Origin of the sequence: Citrobacter sp. Cpo147 (assembly GCF_030332405.1) — a bacterium.
GTDB classification, from domain to species: domain Bacteria; phylum Pseudomonadota; class Gammaproteobacteria; order Enterobacterales; family Enterobacteriaceae; genus Citrobacter; species Citrobacter portucalensis.
Genome location: NZ_JAOWHX010000030.1, coordinates 1,035,236 through 1,056,807 on the forward strand (window position 1 = coordinate 1,035,236; position 21,572 = coordinate 1,056,807).

At 51.6% G+C, this 21,572-nt stretch carries 15 protein-coding genes and 7 tRNA genes; 18 read left to right on the forward strand and 4 right to left on the reverse strand.

Translation table 11 applies throughout. The features are described from left to right. Positions 1-38: 38 nt before the first annotated feature. The 3 genes from chiP to nagE form a co-directional block, all read right to left on the reverse strand. The gene (gene chiP, locus OGY06_RS07615) at positions 39-1,445 is read right to left on the reverse strand and encodes a chitoporin ChiP (protein ID WP_003831346.1); all 1,407 of its coding nucleotides are present in this window, start codon (positions 1,443-1,445) and stop codon (positions 39-41) included. A 436-nt stretch (positions 1,446-1,881) separates the two neighbouring features. Continuing rightward, on the reverse strand, positions 1,882-3,549 hold the full coding sequence (gene glnS, locus OGY06_RS07620; RefSeq protein ID WP_003831344.1) for a glutamine--tRNA ligase: 1,668 nt from the start codon (positions 3,547-3,549) through the stop codon (positions 1,882-1,884). 187 nt (positions 3,550-3,736) lie between these two features. Next, positions 3,737-5,686 carry a PTS N-acetyl glucosamine transporter subunit IIABC gene (gene nagE, locus OGY06_RS07625; RefSeq protein WP_003831342.1) on the reverse strand — a complete coding sequence of 650 codons (1,950 nt, stop codon included), beginning with the start codon at positions 5,684-5,686 and terminating at the stop codon, positions 3,737-3,739. A 342-nt stretch (positions 5,687-6,028) separates the two neighbouring features. Here nagE and nagB point away from each other — a divergent pair, with 342 nt between their 5' ends. From nagB to OGY06_RS07685, 12 genes are all read left to right on the forward strand, one after another. Next, the gene (nagB, locus tag OGY06_RS07630; RefSeq protein WP_003022803.1) at positions 6,029-6,829 is read left to right on the forward strand and encodes a glucosamine-6-phosphate deaminase; all 801 of its coding nucleotides are present in this window, start codon (positions 6,029-6,031) and stop codon (positions 6,827-6,829) included. A 61-nt stretch (positions 6,830-6,890) separates the two neighbouring features. After that, the gene (gene nagA / locus OGY06_RS07635) at positions 6,891-8,039 is read left to right on the forward strand and encodes an N-acetylglucosamine-6-phosphate deacetylase (RefSeq protein WP_286605021.1); all 1,149 of its coding nucleotides are present in this window, start codon (positions 6,891-6,893) and stop codon (positions 8,037-8,039) included. 8 nt (positions 8,040-8,047) lie between these two features. Then, positions 8,048-9,268 carry a DNA-binding transcriptional regulator NagC gene (nagC, locus tag OGY06_RS07640; RefSeq protein WP_003831335.1) on the forward strand — a complete coding sequence of 407 codons (1,221 nt, stop codon included), beginning with the start codon at positions 8,048-8,050 and terminating at the stop codon, positions 9,266-9,268. A gap of 166 nt (positions 9,269-9,434) precedes the next feature. Further along, positions 9,435-10,187, forward strand: a complete 753-nt coding sequence (nagD, locus tag OGY06_RS07645) for a ribonucleotide monophosphatase NagD (protein ID WP_003022792.1) — start codon at positions 9,435-9,437, stop codon at positions 10,185-10,187. 251 nt (positions 10,188-10,438) lie between these two features. Beyond that, complete coding sequence (gene asnB, locus OGY06_RS07650; RefSeq protein ID WP_003831332.1) at positions 10,439-12,103, forward strand: asparagine synthase B; 1,665 nt, start codon at positions 10,439-10,441, stop codon at positions 12,101-12,103. A 223-nt stretch (positions 12,104-12,326) separates the two neighbouring features. Beyond that, positions 12,327-12,403: transfer RNA gene (locus OGY06_RS07655), tRNA-Met, on the forward strand. A gap of 8 nt (positions 12,404-12,411) precedes the next feature. Beyond that, a tRNA-Leu gene (locus OGY06_RS07660) sits at positions 12,412-12,496 on the forward strand. Positions 12,497-12,519: 23 nt separating this feature from the next. Further along, a tRNA-Gln gene (locus tag OGY06_RS07665) sits at positions 12,520-12,594 on the forward strand. A 37-nt stretch (positions 12,595-12,631) separates the two neighbouring features. Next, positions 12,632-12,706: transfer RNA gene (locus OGY06_RS07670), tRNA-Gln, on the forward strand. Between the two features lie 21 nt (positions 12,707-12,727). Then, positions 12,728-12,804, forward strand: a tRNA-Met gene (locus tag OGY06_RS07675). Positions 12,805-12,847: 43 nt separating this feature from the next. Next, a tRNA-Gln gene (locus tag OGY06_RS07680) sits at positions 12,848-12,922 on the forward strand. Positions 12,923-12,958: 36 nt separating this feature from the next. Then, positions 12,959-13,033: transfer RNA gene (locus tag OGY06_RS07685), tRNA-Gln, on the forward strand. A 120-nt stretch (positions 13,034-13,153) separates the two neighbouring features. Here OGY06_RS07685 and ubiF read toward each other — a convergent pair. Further along, on the reverse strand, positions 13,154-14,329 hold the full coding sequence (ubiF, locus tag OGY06_RS07690; RefSeq protein ID WP_200920669.1) for a 3-demethoxyubiquinol 3-hydroxylase: 1,176 nt from the start codon (positions 14,327-14,329) through the stop codon (positions 13,154-13,156). 145 nt (positions 14,330-14,474) lie between these two features. Between ubiF and miaB the strand changes: the two genes are divergently transcribed. The 6 genes from miaB (at position 14,475) to gltI (ending at position 21,521) form a co-directional block, all read left to right on the forward strand. After that, positions 14,475-15,905 (forward strand): tRNA (N6-isopentenyl adenosine(37)-C2)-methylthiotransferase MiaB, encoded by a 1,431-nt coding sequence (miaB, locus tag OGY06_RS07695; protein ID WP_003831327.1) that lies wholly within the window; start codon positions 14,475-14,477, stop codon positions 15,903-15,905. Between the two features lie 206 nt (positions 15,906-16,111). Further along, on the forward strand, positions 16,112-17,158 hold the full coding sequence (locus OGY06_RS07700) for a PhoH family protein (RefSeq protein ID WP_003022776.1): 1,047 nt from the start codon (positions 16,112-16,114) through the stop codon (positions 17,156-17,158). Continuing rightward, positions 17,155-17,622: an rRNA maturation RNase YbeY gene (gene ybeY, locus OGY06_RS07705; protein ID WP_003831323.1), complete on the forward strand. Its 468-nt coding sequence runs from the start codon at positions 17,155-17,157 to the stop codon at positions 17,620-17,622. The genes OGY06_RS07700 and ybeY overlap by 4 nt, the downstream gene beginning before the upstream one ends. Positions 17,623-17,751: 129 nt before the next feature. After that, the gene (gene corC, locus OGY06_RS07710) at positions 17,752-18,630 is read left to right on the forward strand and encodes a CNNM family magnesium/cobalt transport protein CorC (RefSeq protein ID WP_003022770.1); all 879 of its coding nucleotides are present in this window, start codon (positions 17,752-17,754) and stop codon (positions 18,628-18,630) included. Positions 18,631-18,654: 24 nt separating this feature from the next. Continuing rightward, positions 18,655-20,193, forward strand: a complete 1,539-nt coding sequence (gene lnt / locus OGY06_RS07715) for an apolipoprotein N-acyltransferase (protein ID WP_286605025.1) — start codon at positions 18,655-18,657, stop codon at positions 20,191-20,193. A gap of 419 nt (positions 20,194-20,612) precedes the next feature. Beyond that, positions 20,613-21,521: a glutamate/aspartate ABC transporter substrate-binding protein GltI gene (gltI, locus tag OGY06_RS07720; protein WP_003831318.1), complete on the forward strand. Its 909-nt coding sequence runs from the start codon at positions 20,613-20,615 to the stop codon at positions 21,519-21,521. Positions 21,522-21,572: the final 51 nt, after the last annotated feature.

Consider the following 21,572-nt stretch of genomic DNA (forward strand, 5'->3'; position numbering starts at 1 on the left):
CAACGAAGCGGCAGGCCCCTGGCCTGCCGCTGTTGGCATTAGAAGATGGTGAACGGAGCAATAACGATGAACTTCACGTCGCGCTCATCCTGGAACATGTTGCCGTAGCCACCGCCCCAGCTCGGAATGTCTGAATGGTTGTCGTACTGAGTGAAGTGCAGCTTAAACATGGTGCCCTTCGCACGACCATCCTGCAGGGTGTAGACCGCATCCAGGCTGTAAGAAGACTCTTCGATAGTCCGGTTTTTGTCGTAGTACGCATCCGGGTTAAGCTGCCAGGTTGATGGCTTAGCATCCCATGCGTAAACGTAGGACGCGCCTACCGCCCAACCCGGCAGATTCCAGTTTTTCAGGTCATACATTGCGCCGAAGAAGACTGCCTTTTCACCGTTGGCGTTGAAGTCAGAACGGTTATCCCACCAGACATCCAGACGACCGTTTGAAGAGGCATAGGTTGGGGTCATACGCTGCAGGAAGTAACCCTGCTGGCCGTCCGCTTTAACCCAGGTCCCTTCCAGACGAAGGTCAACGACTTCTGCCACTTTGTAGCCAAAGGTCAACGCCTGCAACCAGGCAGTGCCATCATAAATATCGTTCACGGTACGATCATCAACCTTGTCGCGTGCACCGTAGAACTGGTAGCTGGTGGTAAATGGGTTACCGCCTAAATCGAATTTGTAGCTGGCTTTTGCGAAGTACTGATCGACGTAACCTTCAGACTGACCAAATGCCGCTTCCAGCAAGAGGTTATTTTTGAAGTCATATTTCGCGCCAATTGAGTGCAGGTAATCAACGCTGGTCTTTTTATCAGCCTGATAGAATTTATCGACTTCGGTGTGCCACGGTGCTTTATATTCGTTAGCCCACATATAGGAGAAGCTCAGCGCGCCAGCATCACCATAGTCGAAGTTGGCACCGGCTTCAGCACCCTGATAGGTACCTGGCATAAAGCTCCAATGCGGTGCCAGCAGAGTCTGCCCGGTTGGTTGAATGTAACCGGCGCGCGCCCAGGTTGGGCCGTATTTAAATTTGGCTGCTGCTTTATAAAGGCTAATCCCGCTCTTATCTCCGGAGTAATCCTCGTCATAGCCTTTATTTTTGGAAGAGAATGCGATTTCGTTTGGATGGCCGCTTTCGCTACTTTCGTTCATTTCAATAGCGGTAAATGCTGCGATATCAATACCAAACATATCGGCCGCATAACCGGACTGGAAGTCGAGGTTAGCGTTCCAGGTGGAGTGAGAAAGGTTGGTTTTGTATTTGTCATGATCGGTCACATCTTTACGGTCACGCTCACGCTGCCAGTAATAGATGCCGCCGGTTAAGGTTGAGTCATCAATAAATCCTTCGGCGTGTACCTGGGGAGCAACAACAAAACCCGACATTGCTGTGATACCGGCGATAGCCAGCGCCAGCGTACTACGTTTGCCACTAAACGTACGCATATGTTAATCCTCTTTGACGTATAAAATGCTGCCGACAAAAGCGGACAGCGAAAAAACAAAAAATAAAAAAAGTAGCGCTAAGAAAACCTCAGTGACTACAATGAATAGACTATTTTTCGCGACGCGAATTATCAATCTCTTTCTGTAACGAGTATGTAATAGTATGAGCAACCGCACATATTTCATTGCTTTCTGTTACATTTTCATTGGGAGATAAAAAAGCGTTGAAAAATGAAGAAAGCGCTTGTTTTCCATGGAGATGAAATCGGTTTCAGCCCATTTCACATTGAGGTAAGTTATTTAAACGCAAAAACATTCAGCTAAGCCATTATTACAAGCATGTAATTAATTCGCTCCGCAAATGGAGCTCGTTACACGTTTTTTTTGCGAAAAAAAACGCCGCATGAAGCGGCGTTTAGAGAGGATGTGTTGCGGCTTATTCGCCCGCTTTAGCCCACGTATCACGCAGACCAACGGTACGGTTAAACACCAGCTTTTCAGCCGTTGCATAACGGCTGTCCAGGCAGAAGTAACCTTCACGCTCGAACTGGAACGCTTTACCTGCAACCGCTGCCTGCAGCGACGGCTCACCGTAACCCTGCTTAATGACCAGCGATTCAGGGTTAATAACAGACAAGAAGTCTTCCGCCGCACCTGGATTTGGCACGCTAAACAGACGGTCGTACAGACGGATTTCAATCGGTAGCGCATGGGACGCGCTCACCCAGTGAATAACGCCTTTGACTTTACGACCATCGGCCGGGTCTTTGCTCAGGGTGTCGGCATCGTAGGTGCAGAAAATGGTGGTGATATTTCCTTCCGCATCTTTCTCAACACGTTCGGCTTTGATCACATAAGCATTACGCAGGCGTACTTCTTTGCCCATCACCAGACGCTTGTACTGCTTGTTCGCTTCTTCACGGAAGTCTGCGCGATCGATCCAAATTTCACCGCTAAATGGCACTTCACGGCTGCCCATTTCCGGTTTGTTCGGATGGTTAGGCATGGTGACCAATTCGCTTTCGCCCTGCGGATAGTTTTCGATAACCAGTTTAACCGGATCGATAACCGCCATCGCGCGCGGGGCGTTTTCGTTCAGATCTTCGCGGATACAGGATTCCAGAGAAGCGATCTCAATGGTGTTGTCTTGCTTGGTCACGCCAATGCGTTTGCAGAACTCACGGATCGCGGCAGCGGTGTAACCGCGACGACGCAGGCCAGAAATCGTCGGCATACGCGGATCGTCCCAGCCTTCAACGTGCTTGTCGGTCACCAGCAGGTTCAGCTTGCGCTTGGACATCACGGTATATTCCAGATTCAGGCGCGAGAATTCGTACTGACGCGGATGAACCGGAATGGTGATGTTGTCCAGCACCCAGTCGTACAGACGACGGTTATCCTGGAACTCAAGCGTGCACAGGGAATGCGTAATGCCTTCCAGCGCATCGCTGATGCAGTGGGTAAAGTCGTACATCGGGTAGATGCACCAATTGTTGCCGGTCTGGTGGTGTTCGGCGAACTTAATGCGGTACAGCACCGGATCGCGCATCACAATAAACGGCGACGCCATGTCGATTTTCGCACGCAGGCACGCTTTACCTTCTTCAAAACCACCGGCACGCATTTTTTCGAACAGCGCCAGGTTCTCTTCGACGCTACGATCGCGGTACGGGCTGTTTTTGCCTGGCTGAGTCAGCGTGCCGCGGTATTCGCGGATTTCGTCCGCTGACAGTTCGTCAACGTACGCCAGTCCTTTATTAATAAGCTCTACCGCATAGGCGTGAAGCTGATCGAAGTAATCCGAAGAGTAGCGAATATCGCCAGTCCAGTGGAAACCTAACCATTCAACGTCGTTTTTAATCGACTCAACGTACTCGATATCTTCTTTAACCGGGTTCGTATCATCAAAACGCAGGTTGCACTGGCCCTGGTAATCTTGCGCAATGCCAAAGTTCAGACAAATGGATTTCGCGTGGCCAATGTGCAGATAGCCATTTGGCTCCGGCGGAAAACGGGTATGGATAGTGGTGTGCTTACCACTGGCCAGATCTTCATCGATGATCTGACGAATAAAGTTACTCGGGCGGGCTTCAGCCTCACTCATCGTGGATTCCTCAAAGCGTAAACAACGTATAACGGAGTATGATCTTATAAGCGACGTCAGGAGACAACTATTAGTTGCACAAAAAAGGTGTTTCAACAGGATATATGAGGGCATTTGCTGCAAAAAAAAGCGGCGGAGGAATATCCCCCGCCGCTTAAGGCACTTAACTCACTTTACTCAGGAGCAGTTATTTACCTTTAATCTCATATAGTGGTGTTTGACCGGCAACCACATGACCTTCGGCTTTAATAACCAGAGCGCCGAAATCATCGCTGTTGCTGCACACAACCGGGCTTATCATGGAACGTGCGTTAGCGTTCAGGAACTCCAGATCCATTTCCAGAATCGGTTGGCCTGCAGTAACTTCCGCACCTTCTTCGACCAGACGCTTGAAGCCTTTACCTTCCAGCGCTACGGTATCGATGCCCATATGGACCACGATTTCCGCGCCTTTAACCGTTTCCAGGCAGAACGCATGGTTAGTGTTGAAGATTTTCACGATGGTGCCCGCAGCCGGAGCAACCACGATTTTATCCGTTGGTTTCACTGCCACGCCGTCGCCTACAGCTTTACTGGCGAAGGCTTCATCAGGAACCTGTTCCAGCGCAACTACGTCACCAGTAATCGGAGAAACCAGCGCTTCAACGGTGACTGCATTCGCTACAGCCTGCGGTTTTGCTACTGGGGCCGCTGCTGCTGGCGCACTTTCACCAGATGCTGCTGCCACTGGGCCACGCGCGACAACTTTCTTCATTTCGTCGCCGATGGATTCGGCTTTCGCACCCACGATGACCTGGATAGTTTGCTTGTTCAGCTTGACTACTCCAGATGCACCTAAACGCTTACACATCGCATCGTTTACGCGACCGGAGTCGGCAACAGTCAGACGCAGACGAGTGATACAGGCATCAATCGCTTTCAGGTTATCAGTACCGCCAACCGCTGCAATGTAGTTGGTTGCCAGTTGAGCCAAACCTTCTTCAGTGTTGCTGTTGGCTTCTTCAGTAACGATATCGTCTTCTTTATCTTCGCGGCCCGGCGTTTTCAGGTTAAACATACGAATAACCGCGCTGAACAGCACAAAGTAGATAACGAAGAACACCAGCCCCATCACCACCAGCATCCAGACGTTCTGGCTTGCTGCCGGCAGGTTGTACATCAACACGTAGTCGATAGCACCTGCGGAGAAGGAGAAGCCTGCGTGGATCCCCAGCAGTGTTGCAACGAACAGGCTGATACCCGTTAACAGTGCGTGCAGGAGGTACAGCAGTGGAGCCAGGAACATGAACAGGAATTCCAGCGGCTCGGTAACACCGGTCAGGAACGCGGTGATCGCAACGGACAGCAGCATACCGCCAACCATCGGACGACGAGCTTTAGGAGCCGCGAAGTACATCGCCAGCGCCGCACCCGGCAGACCAAACATCATGATTGGGAAGAAGCCAGACATGAACATACCCGCAGTGCCGTCACCCGCGTAGAAGCGGTTGATGTCACCGTGGAATACGGTACCTGCAGCGTTAGTAAATTCGCCAATCTGGAACCATGCGATGGTGTTCAGCACCTGATGCAGACCGGTTGGGATCAGCAGACGGTTGATGAAACCAAAGATACCGGAACCCAGCGCACCAGCGCCCACGATCCACTCACCACCCGCATGGATGGCATTCTGTACCGGCGGCCATACGTAACCGAAGATAGCAGCCAGCACCAGACAGAAGAAACCAGTGGCGATCGGCACAAAGCGTTTGCCGCCAAAGAAGCTCAGGAAGTCAGGCAGTTTGATACCAGACCAGCGGTTATACACGGCACCGCCGACCAGACCGGTGATGATACCAGCCAGCACGCCCATATTGATTGCAGGGTTAATGGTAACCATTGCTTTGGTCAATATGAAATAACCGACCGCACCTGCCAGCGCTGCCGCACCTGCGCTGTCTTTTGACCAGCTGGAAGCAACACCGATCGCAAAAATTAACGCGAGGTTATCAAAGATGGCCCCACCCGCTTGCGCGATGAAGGGTACGTTAAGTAAATCTGGTTGGCCGAATCGCAGCAGCAGTGCCGCGACTGGCAGCACAGCGATGGGGAGCTGTAACGCCCTACCCAGCCGCTGGAAAAAACCTAAAATATTCATTTTATTCCCCCTACGAGACCCCGATTAGGCTTCTTTGAAGCCATATTTTTATTGTGCGACCATTCCTGACAGCAAGATTCTGGAACAACGATATTAACCATTCATCTACATTCAGAGTGTGTGAAAAATTAATTCGTATCGCAAATTAAACGCGTGTTTTTTGTGATTCCAGTCACCAAATATCGTTATTAACCCTCCCTTTCACTGGCTAACTACGAAAACTTATTTTATCATTCAAAAAATCGAAACGGATTGATCCTTACCGATGCAAAACCAGGTTACGCTTATTACTGCACAGAGACTCAATCCGCCAATTGCTTACATTTACTTTTGAGGTGAAGAATGAGACTGATCCCCCTGAATACCGCTGAACAAGTCGGCAAATGGGCTGCTCGCCATATCGTTAACCGTATTAACGCGTTCAAACCAACGGCAGATCGTCCGTTCGTTCTGGGCCTGCCGACTGGCGGTACTCCGCTGACAGCTTATAAAGCATTGGTTGAAATGCACAAAGCGGGCCAGGTGAGCTTCAAGCATGTTGTTACTTTCAACATGGACGAATATGTTGGCCTGCCGAAAGAGCATCCGGAAAGCTACCACAGCTTTATGCACCGCAATTTCTTTGATCACGTTGATATTCCAGCAGAAAACATCAACCTCCTCAATGGTAACGCGCCGGATATTGATGCAGAATGCCGTCAGTATGAAGAAAAAATCCGTTCTTACGGTAAAATCCACCTGTTTATGGGCGGTGTTGGTAACGATGGTCACATCGCGTTCAACGAACCAGCTTCCTCTTTGGCTTCCCGTACCCGCATCAAAACGCTGACTCACGACACACGTGTTGCTAACTCACGCTTCTTTGACGGCGACGTAAGCCAGGTGCCTAAATATGCGCTGACCGTTGGCGTGGGTACCCTGCTGGATGCTGAAGAAGTGATGATCCTGGTTCTGGGCCACCAGAAAGCACAGGCGCTGCAAGCCGCCGTTGAAGGCAACGTTAACCACATGTGGACCATCAGCTGCCTGCAGTTGCATCCAAAAGCCGTTGTGGTCTGCGATGAGCCTTCCACCATGGAACTGAAAGTGAAGACGCTGAAATACTTCAACGAGTTAGAAGCGGAAAATATTAAAGGTCTGTAATTGATGTCTCCGCCCTGTCGATAAGTTGCAGGGCGGCATTTTTTTGAAATCGGGGGTCGGAATGTATGCTTTAACCCAGGGCCGGATCTTTACCGGTCACGAAATTCTTGATGACCATGCGATTGTTGTCGCCAATGGCCTGATCGACAGCGTTTGCCCACTGGCTGAATTACCGTCAGGGATTGAACAGCGCTCACTGAATGGGGCCATTGTTTCCCCCGGTTTTATTGATGTACAGCTGAACGGCTGCGGCGGTGTGCAGTTTAATGATACGGCAGAAGCCGTGACCGTTGAAACGCTGGAAATCATGCAGAAAGCCAATGAAAAATCTGGCTGCACCAACTATCTGCCAACGCTTATCACCACCAGCGATGACCTGATGAAACAGGGTGTTCGCGTGATGCGTGAATACCTGGCGAAACACCCGAATCAGGCATTAGGACTTCATCTTGAAGGACCGTGGCTGAACCTGGTGAAAAAAGGTACCCATAATCCGGGATTTGTCCGTCAGCCGGACGCTGCACTGGTTGATTTCCTGTGCGATAATGCGGATGTGATCACCAAAGTCACACTGGCACCAGAAATGGTCCCGGTAGAAATCATCACCAAACTGGTGAATGCGGGTATCGTGGTTTCTGCGGGTCACTCCAATGCAACGGTAAAAGAAGCAAAAATCGGATTCCGTGCAGGTATTACCTTTGCAACGCACCTGTTCAACGCGATGCCGTACATTACCGGCCGCGAACCCGGTCTGGCGGGCGCTATTTTGGATGAAGCCGATATCTACTGCGGTATCATCGCCGATGGCCTGCACGTTGACTACGTTAACATCCGTAATGCTAAGCGCCTGAAAGGCGACAAGCTGTGCCTGGTCACTGACGCAACCGCGCCAGCAGGTGCAAACATTGAACAGTTCATTTTCGCTGGTAAAACAATATACTACCGCAATGGACTGTGTGTTGATGAGAACGGCACGTTGAGCGGTTCATCATTAACCATGATTGAAGGCGTACGCAATCTGGTCGAGCATGCAAATATCGCCCTCGACGAAGTCTTACGCATGGCAACGCTCTACCCTGCTCGCGCCATCGGCGTCGACAAACAACTCGGCAGCATCGCGCCAGGCAAAGTAGCCAACCTGACTGCGTTCACGCACGACTTTAAAATCATCAAGACCATCGTTAATGGCAACGAGGTCGTTACTGAGTAAGAGAAAGAATGACACCAGGCGGACAAGCTCAAATAGGTAATGTTGATCTCGTAAAACAGCTTAACAGCGCGGCGGTTTATCGCCTGATTGACCAGCATGGGCCAATCTCGCGAATTCAAATTGCCGAGCAAAGCCAGCTTGCCCCCGCCAGCGTAACCAAAATTACGCGTCAGTTGATCGAACGCGGGCTGATCAAAGAAGTCGATCAGCAGGCCTCCACCGGGGGCCGCCGCGCTATCTCTATCGTCACAGAAACCCGCAATTTCCACGCCATCGGCGTACGCCTGGGTCGCCACGACACAACGCTCACGCTCTATGATATGAGCAGTAAAGTGGTTGCTGAAGAGCATTACCCTCTCCCGGAGCGCACCCAGGAAACGCTGGAATATGCGCTGCTCAACACCATTGCCATCTTTATTGAGAACTGCCAGCGGAAAATCCGTGAGCTGATCGCAATTTCTGTCATCTTGCCAGGCCTTGTCGATCCTGAAAGCGGCGTCATCCGCTATATGCCACACATTCAGGTCGAAAACTGGGGACTGGTCGAAGCGCTCGAAAAACGCTTCAAGGTTACCTGCTTTGTCGGTCACGATATCCGCAGTCTGGCGCTGGCTGAGCACTATTTCGGGGCTAGTCAGGATTGCGAAGACTCCATTTTGGTGCGAGTGCACCGCGGAACCGGCGCGGGTATCATCTCCAATGGCCGAATTTTCATCGGTCGCAATGGCAACGTCGGCGAGATTGGTCATATTCAGGTAGAGCCGCTGGGTGAGCGCTGTCACTGCGGTAACTTCGGCTGTCTGGAAACCATTGCCGCCAATGCCTCTATCGAACACCGCGTGCAGAACTTATTGAAACAGGGTTATCCAAGCCGGCTCACGCTGGATGATTGCAGCATCAAAGCTATCTGTAAGGCGGCAAATAAAGGCGATAACCTGGCAGCAGAAGTCATTGAGCACGTTGGTCGCCACCTGGGTAAAACCATCGCCATCGCCATCAACCTGTTTAACCCACAAAAAATCGTCATTGCGGGCGAAATTACCGAGGCTGATAAAGTGCTGCTGCCTGCAATAGAAAGCTGTATCAACACGCAGGCGTTGAAAGCGTTTCGCCACAATTTACCGGTGGTTCGTTCCACGCTGGATCACCGCTCTGCCATTGGCGCCTTTGCGTTGGTGAAGCGCGCGATGCTCAACGGTACACTGCTGCAACGTTTGCTGGAAAACTAATACACGTCATCCTTCGAGCTGCCTCTGCGTTAGCTGCATCTGCTCACCCCGGTCACTTACTTCAGTAAGCTCCAGGGGTTCGCAGACTTGCCGCCTTGATGCAACTCGAATGATGTAGTGTATTTTGTGTATAGTAATGCCTTCTTTTTTTAATGTCGGATTGTCCATGGCCATTAAGAATGTAATTTGTGATATCGACGGCGTGCTGATGCACGACAATGTTGCCGTACCAGGTGCGGCAGAATTTCTGACTGGGATCCTGGAAAAAGGCCTGCCGTTAGTCTTGCTGACTAACTACCCTTCGCAGACCGGGCAAGATCTGGCAAACCGCTTCGCCACCGCGGGTGTGAATGTCCCTGATAGCGTCTTTTATACTTCCGCGATGGCTACCGCTGATTTCCTTCGTCGCCAGGAAGGAAAAAAGGCCTATGTGGTGGGTGAAGGCGCGTTAATTCACGAACTGTACAAAGCTGGATTTACCATTACCGACGTGAACCCCGATTTTGTGATTGTTGGCGAGACACGTTCCTATAACTGGGACATGATGCATAAAGCAGCATATTTTGTCGCCAACGGCGCGCGTTTTATCGCCACTAACCCGGATACCCACGGTCGCGGCTTTTATCCCGCCTGTGGAGCACTCTGTGCCGGTATTGAGAAGATCTCAGGTCGTAAACCGTTTTATGTCGGCAAACCCAGCCCGTGGATTATTCGCGCGGCTCTCAACAAAATGCAGGCGCACTCGGAAGAAACCGTTATCGTTGGTGACAACCTGCGTACCGATATTCTGGCAGGTTTTCAGGCGGGTCTGGAAACTATCCTGGTACTGTCTGGCGTATCCAAGCTTGATGATATTGACAACATGCCGTTCAGACCAAGCTGGATTTACCCGTCCGTTGCTGAAATAGACGTCATTTAATCTCTTTAGCCGGATAACAACATCTGCAAGTTATCCGGCCTGAAAAATACATCCATTCAATAAAATCACCACTTCACTGTTGATTCATCAATAATAGCGTTCATTACATAATCTTTTTTCATCAATCAGCAATGACCATTGCGTTTTTTATTTTCTGACCCGTAATTCTCTTGCGCCCTCTCCAGCTTTGCGGCATTTTCTTTATCAAGCAAACATAAAAAGCATCACGCAACAGGTTAACGGAGAAGGTTATGTGTTCTATTTTTGGCGTATTCGATATTAAAACTGACGCAGTTGAACTGCGTAAAAAAGCCCTGGAACTGTCTCGTCTGATGCGCCACCGCGGCCCGGACTGGTCAGGTATTTACGCCTGTGATAACGCCATTCTGGCGCACGAACGTCTGTCCATCGTCGACGTCAATGCCGGTGCTCAGCCGCTGTACAACATGAAGAAGACACATATCCTGGCGGTTAACGGTGAAATTTATAACCACCAGACACTGCGTGCTGAATACGGCGATCGCTACCAGTTCCAGACCGGTTCCGACTGCGAAGTTATCCTCGCGCTGTATCAGGAAAAAGGACCCGCTTTCCTCGATGACCTGCAAGGGATGTTCGCTTTTGCCCTGTACGACAGCGAGCAGGACGCCTACCTGATCGGTCGTGATCATATCGGGATCATCCCGCTGTATATGGGTTACGACGAGCACGGTAACTTCTACGTTGCGTCTGAAATGAAAGCGCTGGTTCCTGTCTGCCGCACAATCAAAGAATTCCCGGCCGGTAGCTATTTGTGGAGTAAAGACGGTGAAATTCGTCAGTACTACCAGCGCGACTGGTTTGAATACGATGCAGTCAAAGACAACGTTACCGATAAAAACGAGCTGCGCCAGGCGCTGGAAGATGCGGTGAAAAGTCACCTGATGTCAGATGTTCCTTATGGAGTTCTGTTGTCCGGCGGTCTGGATTCATCCGTAATTTCCGCGATAACTAAAAAATACGCGGCACGCCGTGTTGAAGATCAGGAACGTAGCGAAGCCTGGTGGCCACAGCTGCACTCCTTCGCCGTCGGCCTGGAAGGCGCTCCGGATCTGAAAGCTGCGCAAGAGGTGGCGAACCATCTGGGGACCGTGCACCATGAGATCCACTTCACCGTCCAGGAAGGTCTGGATGCGATCCGCGACGTGATTTACCACATCGAAACTTACGATGTCACGACGATTCGCGCCTCGACGCCAATGTACTTAATGTCGCGTAAAATTAAAGCGATGGGCATTAAAATGGTGTTGTCGGGTGAAGGTTCGGACGAAGTGTTTGGCGGCTATCTCTATTTCCACAAAGCGCCAGATGCAAAAGAACTGCACGAAGAAACCGTGCGCAAGCTGCAAGCGCTGCATATGTTCGACTGCGCCCGTGCCAACAAAGCCATGTCGGCCTGGGGTGTAGAAGCTCGCGTGCCCTTCCTGGATAAGAAATTCCTTGATGTGGCGATGCGCATCAACCCGCAGGACAAAATGTGCGGCAACGGCAAAATGGAAAAACACGTTCTGCGCGAATGTTTTGAGTCCTACCTGCCGGCAAGCGTCGCATGGCGTCAGAAAGAACAGTTCTCTGACGGTGTCGGTTACAGCTGGATTGACACTCTGAAAGAGGTGGCTGCAGAACAAGTTTCTGACCAACAACTGGAAACTGCCAGCTTCCGTTTCCCGTACAACACGCCATCGTCAAAAGAAGCGTATTTGTACCGTGAGATTTTCGAAGAGCTGTTCCCGGTAGCAAGCGCTGCCGAATGTGTGCCGGGCGGGCCGTCGGTTGCCTGTTCTTCTGCTAAGGCGATCGAATGGGATGAGGCGTTTAAAACCATGAACGATCCGTCTGGCCGTGCCGTTGGCGTACATCAGTCCGCTTATAAATAAGTTAATCCTTAGATAAGAGCCCTGCGGGGCTCTTTTTTTATGTTTGTTTTCTGTGCAAAAAAACAATTAATAACTAATAATTGCCGAATATTGCGTCATGCTGTTCGCAACCTAACCAAACAGTCACATTCCAGCTATTTTCAATGAAAAAGGGGTTGACGCTTCAAGGCTCAATACGCATAATGCGCCCCGCAACGCCGATAAGGTTACGCGAAAAAAAGATGGCTACGTAGCTCAGCTGGTTAGAGCACATCACTCATAATGATGGGGTCACAGGTTCGAATCCCGTCGTAGCCACCATCTTTTTTGCGGGAGTGGCGAAATTGGTAGACGCACCAGATTTAGGTTCTGGCGCCGCAAGGTGTGCGAGTTCAAGTCTCGCCTCCCGCACCATTCACCCGTAAGCGTTGCACGGATGGGGTATCGCCAAGCGGTAAGGCACCGGTTTTTGATACCGGCATTCCCTGGTTCGAATCCAGGTACCCCAGCCATTTTTTCTTCGATATAGCGGTTCACCGCAACGGTCATTGGGGTATCGCCAAGCGGTAAGGCACCGGTTTTTGATACCGGCATTCCCTGGTTCGAATCCAGGTACCCCAGCCATCGAAGAAAATGTTAGTATTTGGCTACGTAGCTCAGCTGGTTAGAGCACATCACTCATAATGATGGGGTCACAGGTTCGAATCCCGTCGTAGCCACCATATTAAGGACGTATCGACTCGTTCGGTAAATCCAAAAAATTGTTGGGGTATCGCCAAGCGGTAAGGCTCTGGTTTCTGATACCAGCATTCCGAGGTTCGAATCCTCGTACCCCAGCCAATTTCAAAAAGTCGTCCACTCTGTGGGTGCACCCGTTGGGGTATCGCCAAGCGGTAAGGCTCTGGTTTCTGATACCAGCATTCCGAGGTTCGAATCCTCGTACCCCAGCCATATTAAAAAAGCTCGCTTCGGCGAGCTTTTTGCTTTTCTGACGCCGGATGACGGCAAGCTTTACCCGGCCTACATGAGCTGTAGGCCTGATAAACGTAGCGCCATCAGGCATCACTCGAGCTACAACCCTAACGCATACTTCAGTGCCTGACGTTTCAGTACGCCAGCGCGCTCTGCGGCCATGAGCCCGAGATTACGCATGATGCGCAGCGGCTGCAGGTTATTGCTAAATCCAGCATAGAACAGATCCATACCGCTTTGCATGATGAAATTGTCAGTCATACGGCGATTCTGATAGCGCTTGAGCACCGGCTGACTGGCCCAGGATTCACCGTAGCTGCGCGCGTTCACCAGCACATCAATCAACGCATCAACATCACGAAAGCCCAGATTGACGCCCTGCCCCGCCAGCGGATGAATGGTATGCGCGGCATCACCTACCAGCGCCAGCCCCGGTTGCACATATTGCAGCGCATGACGACGCGTAAGCGGGAACGCCCCCGCAGCCACTGGCATCACCTTACCGAGTCGCGATGGAAAATGTTTAGCAATCTCCGTCTGCAATTGCGGCATATTCAGCGCTTGCAATTGGCGGATGCGAGCCGGTGAGTCGTACCACACCAACGAGGCCCAGTTATCAAACAGCGGTAAAAACGCGCGCGGGCCGTCAGGCGTAAATTGCTGCCAGGTGCTGTCTCCCGGTGAATTTTCGCATTGCACGGTTATCAACATACAGGACTGCGCGTACTGCCAGGCATGGATACCAATCCCGGCCATTTTTCGCACCTGAGAGTTGGCACCATCGGCGCCGATAACCAGCTTCGCGCTGATGGTTTCGCCGCCTGCCAGCTCAAGCTCATGTCGATCGTTATGTTGATGCAAAGAAATCAGGGACGCCGGTACGCGCAGCGTGACTTTAGGGTGAGCTTCCAGAGCCTGCCAGAGCGCATGTTGCAGGACCGTGTTTTCCACCATATAGCCCAACAGAGGCAGCTTAAGCTCGGCGGCATCAAACATCACATGGGCATTTTCCCACTCCCACGTTTCCAGTCGACGATAAGGATGGCTGCGCATCCCCTGCACCGTATCCCAGACGCCCAGCCCTTTTAGCAACGACACCGATGCGGAACTTATGGCAGAAATTCTGACATCAGGCTGTCCGTCAGCCACAAACGGCGTGGGAACGGCATGCTCAATGACCGTTACCGTAAATCCATGCTGCGCCAGTCCAAGCGCCAGCGCGCCGCCGACCATCCCCCCGCCGACAATGGCAATTTCCGTTGGTTGATTTGTCATGGTCAATTATCCAGTTACATGTATTGTGTAAGTTTACAGGATTTTTTACCCCTTGAGGCTGACATCCGTCATACTGGTCACAACCGCGCCAAAGCAGTACACTATGCGCCCTGCATTTCAGCCACAATTTCGCAAGAGCAAGTCGATGACCAAAAAACTCCATATTAAAACCTGGGGCTGTCAGATGAACGAATACGATTCATCGAAGATGGCCGATCTGCTGGATGCCACTCATGGGTATCAACTGACTGACGTGGCGGAAGAAGCGGATGTGCTGCTGCTGAATACCTGCTCAATCCGTGAGAAGGCTCAGGAAAAAGTGTTCCATCAACTGGGCCGCTGGAAACTGTTAAAAGAGAAAAATCCCAAGCTCATCATTGGGGTCGGTGGCTGTGTTGCGTCTCAGGAAGGCGATCATATTCGCCAGCGCGCGCATTACGTCGATATTATTTTTGGGCCGCAAACGCTGCACCGCCTGCCTGAAATGATCAACAAAGTGCGTGGAAGCACGACCCGTAGCCCGGTGGTTGATATCAGTTTCCCGGAGATCGAAAAGTTCGACCGCCTGCCGGAACCGCGTGCTGAAGGTCCAAGCGCGTTTGTGTCCATCATGGAAGGTTGTAATAAATATTGTACTTACTGCGTGGTGCCCTACACCCGCGGTGAGGAAGTCAGCCGTCCGGCGGATGATATTCTGTTTGAAATCGCCCAGCTTGCAGCCCAAGGCGTGCGTGAAGTGAACCTGCTGGGGCAAAACGTGAACGCCTGGCGTGGTGAGAACTACGACGGCACGATCGGATCTTTTGCCGATCTGTTACGTCTGGTCGCAGCGATCGACGGTATTGATCGTATCCGCTTCACCACCAGCCATCCGATCGAATTCACCGATGATATCGTTGAAGTTTATCGCGATACGCCAGAGCTGGTGAGCTTCCTGCATCTGCCGGTACAGAGCGGTTCAGACCGCGTACTGAACCTGATGGGGCGTACCCATACCGCGCTGGAATACAAAGCGATCATCCGCAAACTGCGCGCTGCGCGTCCGGATATCCAGATCAGCTCCGACTTCATCGTTGGCTTCCCGGGTGAGACCACGCAGGATTTCGAGCAGACCATGAAGCTGATTGCTGACGTCAATTTTGACATGAGCTACAGCTTTATTTTCTCTGCGCGTCCTGGCACCCCTGCCGCCGATATGGTTGACGACGTACCGGAAGAAGAGAAGAAACAGCGTCTGTACATTCTACAGGAGCGTATCAACCAGCAAGCTATGGCCTGGAGCCGCCGTATGGTCGGCACGACCCAGCGCATTCTGGTTGAAGGCACATCGCGTAAGAGCATCATGGAACTGTCAGGCCGTACCGAAAATAACCGTGTGGTGAACTTTGAAGGCAACCCGGATATGGTCGGTAAGTTCGTGGACGTAGAAATTACCGATGTCTGGACTAACTCCCTGCGCGGTAAAGTGGTGCGTACCGAGGACGAAATGGGCCTGCGCATCGCAGAATCCCCTGAGTCGGTTATTGCGCGTACGCGCAAAGAAAACGATCTGGGCGTCGGTATTTATCAGCCTTAATCCTGCTGAAAAACGTAAACAAGGCCCGATGGCACTATGCTTATCGGGCCAACACTCCCAGGCTCGCTGCTCCAGCGGGCCTTGTAATCTGCCCTATCATCCCCATATTTGCTGCAATGCTTGCGCCTTTCCCCCATGGCGTGAATAATTTCCTTAGATGCCGGTAAATGTTCAGCGTCCGGCGAGACATGCATAAGAGGAACAGTTTGAACATAGACACTCGCGAAATAACCCTTGAACCCGCAGACAACGCCCGCCTGTTGAGCCTTTGCGGCCCATTTGATGACAACATCAAACAGCTGGAACGTCGCCTCGGCATCGAAATTAACCGCCGTGATAACCACTTTAAACTGACCGGTCGTCCAATTTGCGTCACCGCTGCGGCAGATATTTTACGTAGCCTGTACGTCGATACCGCCCCAATGCGCGGTCAGACGCAGGACATCGAGCCTGAACAAATTCATCTGGCGATCAAAGAAGCGCGTGTGCTTGAGCAAAGCGCAGACAGCGTGCCTGAATTTGGCAAAGCGGTGAACATCAAAACCAAGCGTGGAGTAATTAAGCCGCGCACGCCGAACCAGGCACAGTACATTGCGAATATCCTCGACCACGACATTACATTTGGCGTTGGCCCTGCGGGTACGGGTAAAACGTATCTCGCGGTTGCCGCTGCGGTTGATGCGCTTGAGCGTCAGGAGATCCGTCGCATTCTGCTGACCCGTCCGGCAGTGGAAGCGGGCGAAAAACTGGGATTCCTGCCAGGAGATCTCAGCCAGAAAGTCGATCCGTATTTACGACCGCTGTATGACGCGCTTTTCGAAATGCTTGGCTTTGAAAAGGTTGAAAAGCTGATTGAGCGTAACGTCATTGAAGTTGCGCCCCTAGCCTACATGCGCGGTCGTACGTTGAACGATGCGTTCATCATTCTTGATGAAAGCCAGAACACTACCATCGAACAGATGAAAATGTTCCTGACCCGTATCGGCTTTAACTCTAAAGCGGTCATCACAGGTGATATCACCCAGATTGACCTGCCGCGTAGCACCAAATCTGGTCTGCGTCATGCCATTGAAGTACTGGCTGAAGTCGACGAAATTAGTTTTAATTTCTTCCATAGCGAAGACGTGGTGCGCCACCCGGTGGTCGCCCGTATCGTCACGGCGTATGAAGCCTGGGAAGAAGCAGAACAGAAACGCAAAGCCGAGCAGGCTGCAGAACGCAAGCGCGAAGCTCAGGAGCAGGAACAAAAATGAGTCAGGTTATCCTCGATTTACAGCTGGCATGTGAAGACGAATCCGGTTTACCAACAGAAAGTCAGTTTCAGGGCTGGCTGGATGCGGTGATCCCGCAGTTTCAGGAAGAATCAGAGGTGACCATTCGTCTGGTCGATGACGCGGAAAGCCACGACCTGAACCTGACCTATCGCGGGAAAGACAAATCCACCAACGTGCTCTCTTTCCCGTTTGAGGCTCCGCCGGGCATCGAGATGCCGCTGCTGGGCGATTTGATCATCTGCCGTCAGGTGGTTGAGAAAGAAGCGCAGGAGCAAGGCAAACCGCTTGAGGCCCACTGGGCGCACATGGTGGTGCACGGTAGCCTACATTTACTCGGCTACGACCATATTGAAGACGATGAAGCGGAAGAGATGGAATCCCTCGAAACAGAGATTATGCTTGCTCTGGGCTATGAGGATCCGTACATTGCCGAGAAAGAGTAAGCATTTCGACATCTTGTAGGCCTGATAAGGCCTACCTGGTTTGAAGTACAATGAAGAGATATGCCGTCAACAGCTGAGTAAACGCATGACGCGCTTTGTATTAACTAACATGAGAACCCATACGACGCCATGAGCGACGACAATTCACACAGTAGTGACACCTTAAACAGCAAAAAGGGATTTTTTTCCCTGTTACTGAGCCAACTTTTCCACGGTGAACCGAAAAACCGCGACGAACTGTTGGAGCTGATCCGTGATTCCGGGCAAAACGACCTTATCGATGAAGATACGCGCGATATGCTCGAAGGGGTAATGGATATTGCGGACCAACGTGTTCGCGACATCATGATCCCTCGCTCCCAGATGATTACCCTGAAACGCAACCAAACTCTGGACGAATGCCTCGATGTCATTATCGAGTCTGCCCACTCGCGTTTCCCGGTAATTAGCGAAGACAAGGATCACATTGAAGGGATTCTGATGGCCAAAGATCTGCTGCCGTTTATGCGTAGCGATGCCGAAGCCTTCAGCATGGAGAAAGTGTTACGCCAGGCGGTTGTCGTCCCTGAAAGCAAGCGGGTTGACCGCATGCTGAAAGAGTTCCGCTCCCAGCGTTATCATATGGCTATCGTCATCGACGAGTTTGGCGGTGTCTCAGGTCTGGTGACCATTGAGGACATCCTTGAACTGATTGTCGGTGAAATTGAAGACGAGTACGACGAAGAAGACGATATTGATTTCCGTCAGCTCAGTCGCCACACCTGGACTATTCGTGCGCTGGCGCCGATTGAAGACTTCAACGAAGCTTTCGGCACGCATTTCAGCGATGAAGAAGTGGATACCATTGGCGGGTTGGTCATGCAGGCCTTCGGTCATCTGCCCGCGCGTGGAGAGACCATCGACATTGATGGTTACCAGTTCAAAGTGGCAATGGCCGACAGCCGTCGTATTATTCAGGTTCATGTCAGAATTCCGGACGACTCACCCCAGCCCAAACTGGACGAATAAACCCGAAACTGGATCTAAGACTACATGGCATTTGCCCCTTTAATTGAACGCCAGCGCATTCGCCTGCTGCTGGCGTTATTATTCGGTGCCTGCGGGACACTGGCTTTCTCACCGTATGACATCTGGCCCGCTGCGATTGTTTCGCTGATGGGTCTGCAGGCTCTCACCTTCAACCGCCGTCCGCTCCAGTCTGCCGCTATCGGCTACTTCTGGGGACTGGGACTGTTTGGCTCAGGCATCAACTGGGTTTACGTCAGTATCGCGCAGTTTGGCGGTATGCCGGGCCCCGTTAACGTCTTCCTCGTGGTTCTGCTTGCTGCTTACCTTTCCCTCTACACCGGCCTGTTTGCCGGCTTTTTGGCGCGTCTGTGGCCGAAAACTACCTGGACACGCGTAGCGATTGCCGCGCCGGTAGTCTGGCAAATCACTGAATTTCTACGCGGCTGGGTACTGACCGGTTTTCCGTGGCTGCAGTTCGGCTACAGCCAGATCGACGGTCCGTTAAAAGGGCTGGCGCCGGTAATGGGCGTTGAGGCGATTAACTTCCTGCTGATGATGGTTAGTGGCCTGCTGGCACTTGCGCTGGTAACGCGTAACTGGAAGCCGCTGGCTGCCGCCGCAGTTCTTTTCGCTCTGCCCTTTCCGCTACGTTATATTCAGTGGTACACGCTGGAGCCGGAAAAAACCACCCAGGTCTCGATGGTGCAGGGTGACATCCCGCAGTCGCTCAAATGGGATGAAGGCCAGTTACTCAACACCCTGAAGATTTATCTCGACGCCACCCAGCCTGAGATGGGCAAATCACAGCTCATCATCTGGCCAGAATCCGCTATTCCTGACCTGGAAATTAACCAGCAGCGTTTTCTGAGTATGATGGATGACCTGCTGAAATCGAAAAACAGCACGCTGATTACCGGTATTGTAGATGCGCGTCTGAACAAGCAGAATCGTTACGACACTTACAACACCATCATCACACTGGGTAAAGACAGCCCATACAGCTACGACTCCAGCAACCGCTACAACAAAAACCATCTGGTACCGTTTGGTGAGTTTGTCCCGCTGGAATCTATCCTGCGCCCGCTAGCGCCATTCTTTGACCTGCCAATGTCTTCGTTCAGCCGCGGTCCTTATGTACAGCCACAGTTGCATGCACACGGGTTTAAGCTGACCGCTGCCATCTGCTACGAAATCATTCTTGGCGAACAGGTACGGGATAACTTCCGCCCGGATACGGACTACCTGCTGACTATCTCCAACGATGCATGGTTTGGTAAATCTATTGGCCCGTGGCAGCACTTCCAGATGGCGCGTATGCGTTCCCTGGAGCTGGCGCGACCTCTGCTGCGTAGCACCAACAACGGTATTACGGCGGTGATTGGTCCGCAGGGCGAAGTGCAGGCGATGATCCCGCAGTTTACCCGCCAGGTGCTGACCACCAGCGTGACGCCAACGACGGGCTTAACCCCTTATGCCCGTACCGGAAACTGGCCGCTCTGGCTGCTAACCGCGCTGTTTGGCTTTGGCGCAGTGGTAATGAGTCTGCGCCAACGTCGTAAATAAACCAGTACCCCATCAAATGTAGGCCGGATAAGGCGGTACGCCGCCATCCGGCAGTTGTGCCGCATCGTGCCTGATGGCGCTACGCTTATCAGGCCTACTCCCCCCTTCCTCTCTTCCAATGCCCATTCTGGCACGTCTATTGCTTTGTTCTACAAGGCAAACGCTGTTTTGGCTGAATGTGCAACCTGGTCGCACCAAAGTTGAGCGCCGGTAGCACCTGAAAAGTGCAACAAGATATTTTTGCCCCCAAATGGTGCGGCGCACTTCGCAAAAATAAACAATAACACAGCAAATTCTTTACATTCATCCAAACTAAATGTTAACAAACACATACAAGACTGCACGTTTTAGTAGCAAACAATAACAACATCACAATGGGTATCAATGCGTCCCTGGCGCAGACGATAAAGGAGTTGGATATGCAATTACGTAAGCTCGCCACTGCCATGCTGGTCATGGGAATGTCCGCCGGTCTGGCGCACGCAGAAGACGCAGCACCAGCGGCAGGCAGCACGCTGGATAAGATCGCCAAAAATGGCGTGATCGTTGTCGGCCACCGTGAATCATCAGTACCGTTTTCTTACTACGATAATCAGCAAAAAGTGGTCGGTTATTCACAGGATTACTCCAACGCGATCGTTGACGCCGTGAAGAAAAAGCTGAACAAGCCTGATCTGCAGGTGAAACTGATCCCGATTACTTCTCAAAACCGTATCCCGCTGCTGCAAAACGGCACCTTCGATTTTGAATGTGGATCCACCACCAACAACGTCGAGCGCCAAAAACAAGCGGCTTTCTCTGACACCATTTTCGTTGTCGGCACCCGTCTGCTGGCGAAAAAAGGCGGCGACGTCAAAGATTTCGCCGATCTGAAAGGTAAAGCCGTAGTCGTGACTTCGGGTACCACCTCCGAAGTTCTGCTGCACAAGCTGAATGAAGAACAAAAAATGGATATGCGCATCATCAGCGCGAAAGACCACGGTGACTCTTTCCGTACTCTGGAAAGCGGTCGCGCCGTTGCCTTTATGATGGATGACGCCCTGCTGGCTGGCGAGCGCGCGAAAGCGAAGAAACCAGACAACTGGGAGATCGTCGGCAAGCCACAGTCTCAGGAAGCCTACGGCTGTATGTTGCGCAAAGATGATCCTGAGTTCAAAAAGCTGATGGACGACACTATCGCCAAGGCACAAACCTCAGGCGAAGCTGAGAAATGGTTTGATAAGTGGTTTAAAAATCCAATTCCACCGAAGAACCTGAACATGAATTTCGAACTGTCAGACGAGATGAAAGCTCTGTTCAAAGAACCAAATGATAAAGCGCTTAACTAACTAAAATAAATGGGAGGCTTCCCCTCCCTCTCGATTGTTACTCGGCACGGA